5 protein-coding genes are annotated in these 4,452 nt (G+C 58.3%); 2 read left to right on the forward strand and 3 right to left on the reverse strand.

The genetic code is table 11. The features are described 5' to 3' along the window. Both GX108_05620 and GX108_05625 read left to right on the forward strand, forming a co-directional pair. On the forward strand, window positions 1–1,077 hold a 1,077-nt coding region (locus GX108_05620; protein ID NLO56515.1), incomplete at its 5' end, for an MATE family efflux transporter. Window positions 1,078–1,201: 124 nt separating this feature from the next. After that, window positions 1,202–2,071, forward strand: coding sequence for a MurR/RpiR family transcriptional regulator (locus GX108_05625; protein NLO56516.1), 870 nt, complete (start codon window positions 1,202–1,204; stop codon window positions 2,069–2,071). A 15-nt stretch (window positions 2,072–2,086) separates the two neighbouring features. Here the strand turns inward: GX108_05625 and GX108_05630 are convergent, their stop codons facing one another. The 3 genes from GX108_05630 to aspS form a co-directional block, all read right to left on the reverse strand. Beyond that, a complete protein-coding gene (locus GX108_05630; GenBank protein ID NLO56517.1) occupies window positions 2,087–2,770 on the reverse strand; it encodes a metal-dependent hydrolase in 684 nt (227 codons plus the stop codon). A 69-nt stretch (window positions 2,771–2,839) separates the two neighbouring features. Then, window positions 2,840–3,124, reverse strand: a complete 285-nt coding sequence (locus GX108_05635; protein NLO56518.1) for a hypothetical protein — start codon at window positions 3,122–3,124, stop codon at window positions 2,840–2,842. Next, the coding region (gene aspS, locus GX108_05640) for an aspartate--tRNA ligase (GenBank protein NLO56519.1) at window positions 3,100–4,452 on the reverse strand (1,353 nt) is incomplete at its 5' end. The genes GX108_05635 and aspS, both read right to left, overlap by 25 nt.

Raw genomic sequence — 4,452 nt, forward strand, 5'->3', positions numbered from 1 at the left:
GACTCGGCGCTTATCCTTGTCCTGATCCTCACCACGCCGGCCCTTCCCCTGCTTTTCCGCCCATCGTCGAATGTCTTCTTCTCCCTCCTCGGCGGTTCCGGCGATGTTCTCTCCGAGAGTTACCGCTACGCTCTATGGATGGTGCTCGGCACCCCCTTGATGGCCTTCTCGCTTATCGCCGAATCCACCTTCAGGAGCCAGGGGGATACGGTGACGCCCATGAATAGCATGATCCTAGGAAACGCCATAAACGTGGTCCTTGACCCTCTCATGATATTCACCTTCGGATGGGGAATTGCAGGGGCGTCGGTAGCGACCTTCATAGGCCGGCTGGCGTCGTGCCTTTACCTCTGGTCGAGGCTTAGGAAACGAAGCGCCTTCATCCCCGGCCTGACCTGGAGATCCGATTATCCGCGCCGGTGGGTGGGCATAGGCGAGATCGGCCTCCCTGTAGCGGTATCCCAGGGGAGCATGGCCGTAGGGGGCGCCATGCTCAACAGGATTCTCTCCGGTTATGGCCCCGCCGCGATCGGCGCCTTCATGCTCGGGAACAGGGTGGAAATGTTCGTCTTTCTTCCCGTGTTTGGTTTCAACAGCGCCCTGATTCCCTTCATAGGTTTCAACATCGGCAAGGGCGACTACTCCAGGGTCCATGGAGCCCTGAAAGTGGTCCTTTTATCCTCGATCGCCATGATCAGCGTGATCGGAACCCTGGTATACCTGTGGCCCGACCTCGTCCTGGCCCTCTTCCGGCCTTCGGAACTGGTCATGAGTATGGCCATGGCTTCCATAAGGGCCTCGGCAACGGCCTACCTTTTCGCGGCCGTTGATATTTCCTTCTGGGGCATCTTCCAGGGAAGCGGCCGCCCCGTTTACGGGATGATTGCCCAGATCCTGCGGACCTTGGTGGTCCGCATACCGGCTGCAGCTGTCCTTTCGAGGTTCTTTGGCCTGTCGGGGGTTTGGTGGTGTCAACCCGTTTCGGCTTTTGTTTCCTTCCTGCTGTCGACCTATTTCATATTCAAGGTCATGGACAAGATCAAAAACGAAATAAAATCCGGCTATGGCGGAGGTTGACCAGGGCCCGGAAAGAGAATTCAAAAAGATCGTTCCGAATTGCTTTTCCCCAGGGTAGAGCCTATACTCCAATAAAAAAATATTAATTAAAAATTTATTTTACGTATTGCGGAGGGGTTACGAATTGGAAGCTGAACAGCTGCAGGCTCTTGTCAGGGAGAAAATAGAGGGCATGCCCAAAAAAGCAAGGCGCGTCGTCGAATACCTGATGATGCACATGAGGGAAGCGGCCTTTCGCTCCATAGGCGATGTGGCTGATGACCTCGGGGTATCCAAGGCCCAGATGGTGAGGGTCTCGAGGCTGCTTGGCTTCGACGGCTATTCCGGGCTCAAGAAAGCCCTCCAGGAAGCCGTGCTCGGACAGATAAATCCGGCGGCGATGCTGGCCCGGGTAACGAACCACCGGCAGGACCTCCCCGAGACGATCCATCGGTTGGAGCACGCAAACCTGGACGACACCTGGTCACAGATCAGGCCCGAAAACGTCTCCGCCTTCTGCTCAAAGCTCCAAGAGGCCGATTCGATCTACTGCGCGGGATGGGGAATCTCGACCCTGGTAGCCCAGTCGCTGTTCATCAGGCTCAGGATCATGGGGATGAAGGCCATCCTGATGACGAGGTCTTCCATGACCCTCCATGAACAAGCCAGGGGCATCGGGCGGAAGGACGTGGTCGTCGTTTGCGAACTCCCGAGCTTCGTCATCGAGGTCACCCAAGCCGTGGAGAAGGCCAAAATGAACGGGGCCGGGATCATCACCATCACCGACAACGCCGCGGCTCCAATCTGCCGGTTCTCCGACCTTTCCTTCTTCGTGAGTGCAGCCAGTCCGATGTTCGGAAGCAGCGTCGTCGGACCGCTCTTCCTGGTGCACATCCTGACCTCGGTCCTGGCGGTCAACCTGGGCGACTCCGCGAGGGAGGCACTGGAGGAGCAGTCACGATTCCTTCACGATGAAAGGATCTTCCACCCCGTTTTCGGGCTGAAGTATTCCTGATAGAAGCGGCGTCGGTCAGACTTCCAGACTTTCTCCAGGCTTCAGGACCTTTATCTCCGCGAACTCCGAAGCCTTCGCGGCGAATTCCCCGGGAGAGGCCTTTATCAGTGGAAAGGTATCGTAATGCATCGGAACTGCCACCCGGGGCTTTATCATCTTTACGGCCCTGACGGCGTCGTCGATATCCATGGTGTAATTACCGCCGATGGGGAGCAGGGCCACGTCAACGCCATCCTCGGCCAGAAGTCCCATCTCCACGGTGAGACCCGTGTCGCCGGCGTGGTAGATCTTGCGCCCGTCGATTTCGATCAGGAAACCCCCCGCCACGCCCCCGTAGATCATCTCCTTGTCGCTGGAACCCTGCACGCTCGAACCGTGCCAGGCCGGCGTCATCTTGACCCTTCCGAAGGGGAAAGTGAAAGCTCCGCCTATCTGCAGGGGATGGCACTTGATACCTTCCAGGACATGGCACATCTCCACCGTGGCGACCACCATGGCCCCGGTCCTTTTCGCGATTTCCGGAGTATCTCCGAGATGGTCCCCATGACCATGGGTCACGAAAATATAGTTGACGTCATTGAAATCTTCCTGGGAAAAGGGGGCCATGCTGTTCCCGGTGAGGAAAGGGTCAATCAGGCCGTCAAGGCCGCCGCCTTCGACGTGGAAGGCCGCATGCCCAAGAAAGGTCAACCTGGCCATTATCCCGCCTCCCTTCCATATTTTTTCCTATTATAACTTTAACGCCGGGTGAGTTCCAAACCGGTTCCCTCAGGAAGGGTGAAGGAGCCCCCCCACCTTTACTCTGCTCTCGCTGTGGTGGCCCGATTCATGGATCGCGATGCCCTCGGGGATCAGGATGGCCCTGCCCATTCCTTCCAGTTCCAACTCAACCTCTTCACCCGCGTGCTTTTCGACCCAGGCGTTCATCTCTTTCGATTCGCTCCAGCCATCCACCCGCAGTTCGCCATTCAATCGGGTGCTCCCCAAATCAAGGGAGAAGCGCCAGGGCTTTTCCTCTTCCCCGATCCTCACTCCCCGTCCCTGGAGGTGCATGCCCCGTCCTTCCCGTTTGGCATCAGCGAGATGCGCAATTCGGCCAATTGTCCGGGATCGACGCTGTTGGGAGCGCCCGACATCAGGCACTGCGCCTTCTGGGTCTTCGGAAAGGCTATGACATCCCTTATGGAATGCGCGCCCGCCAGGAACATGACCAGCCTGTCAAAGCCGATGGCGATCCCGCCGTGGGGCGGCGTTCCCGAGGCGAGGGCGTCCATAAGGAATCCGAACCTCTCCCTGGCCCGTTCCGGCGTGAAGCCCATTACCTCGAAAACCCTTCGCTGGACCGAGGGGTCATGGATCCTGATGGAACCTCCCCCGATTTCAGTGCCGTTCAGGACCAGGTCGTAAGCCCTGGACCTGATCCTGCCGGGGTCTGATTCAAGGTTTTCCAGGTCTTCCAGGTTGGGGGAGGTGAAAGGATGGTGGACCGCCGTCCACCTCAGGTCCTCCTCGTCCCACTCCAGGAGGGGAAAACCGGTGACCCAGAGAAATTTCCAGGCCTCTTCCTTCCTGGGGAAGAAACCGGATCCTAATTCGAGCCTGAGATGGCCAAGCATCTCGCAGGTCTTCTTCCAGGGACCCGCCGCGACTAACAGTGCATCCCTTTCCGTGAGGGCCACCCTGTCAACCAGGAGTGCCTGGGCCTCCTCGGAGAGGAACTTGACCAAGGGTCCCTTAAGGTTTCCTTCCCGGAGCACGAAGGAGGACAGGCCCGTGGCCCCCAGCTCCTTGGCCCGGTCCTCGATTTTGGACATCTCCTTTCGAGACAGCGAAGCACCGCCGGGTACGCGAAGCCCCCTTACCACACCGCCCTCTTTTAGAGATTTTTGGAAACCCTCGAAGGCGCAGTTGACGAAACATCCGTCCAGGTCGAGCAACTCCTCCTCGATCCTCAGGTCGGGCCTGTCGCTGCCGAAACGGTCGATTGCCTCATGCCAGGAGAGCACCGGTAGGGGGACTTCCAGGGTTTCACCCAGTACGCTCAGAAAAAGCCCCTTCATCAACCCTTCCATGAGGGCCATTATGTCTCCCTCGTTTATGAAACTCATCTCGATGTCGATCTGGGTGAACTCGGGCTGCCGATCCGCTCGGAGGTCCTCATCCCTGAAGCACTTAACGATCTGGTAGTAGCGGTCGAGACCACCCACCATGAGTATCTGCTTGAATATCTGGGGTGATTGGGGAAGGGCGAAGAATCGTCCGGGCGTTACCCTCGCCGGGACCAGGTAATCCCTGGCGCCCTCCGGGGTGGACTTGGTCAGCATGGGCGTCTCGACCTCGATGAACCCTTCGCTCGCAAGGTAGGACCGGGTGAACTCGGC

It is taken from the genome of Thermovirga sp., assembly GCA_012523215.1.
Classification (GTDB): Bacteria; Synergistota; Synergistia; order Synergistales; family Thermovirgaceae; genus 58-81.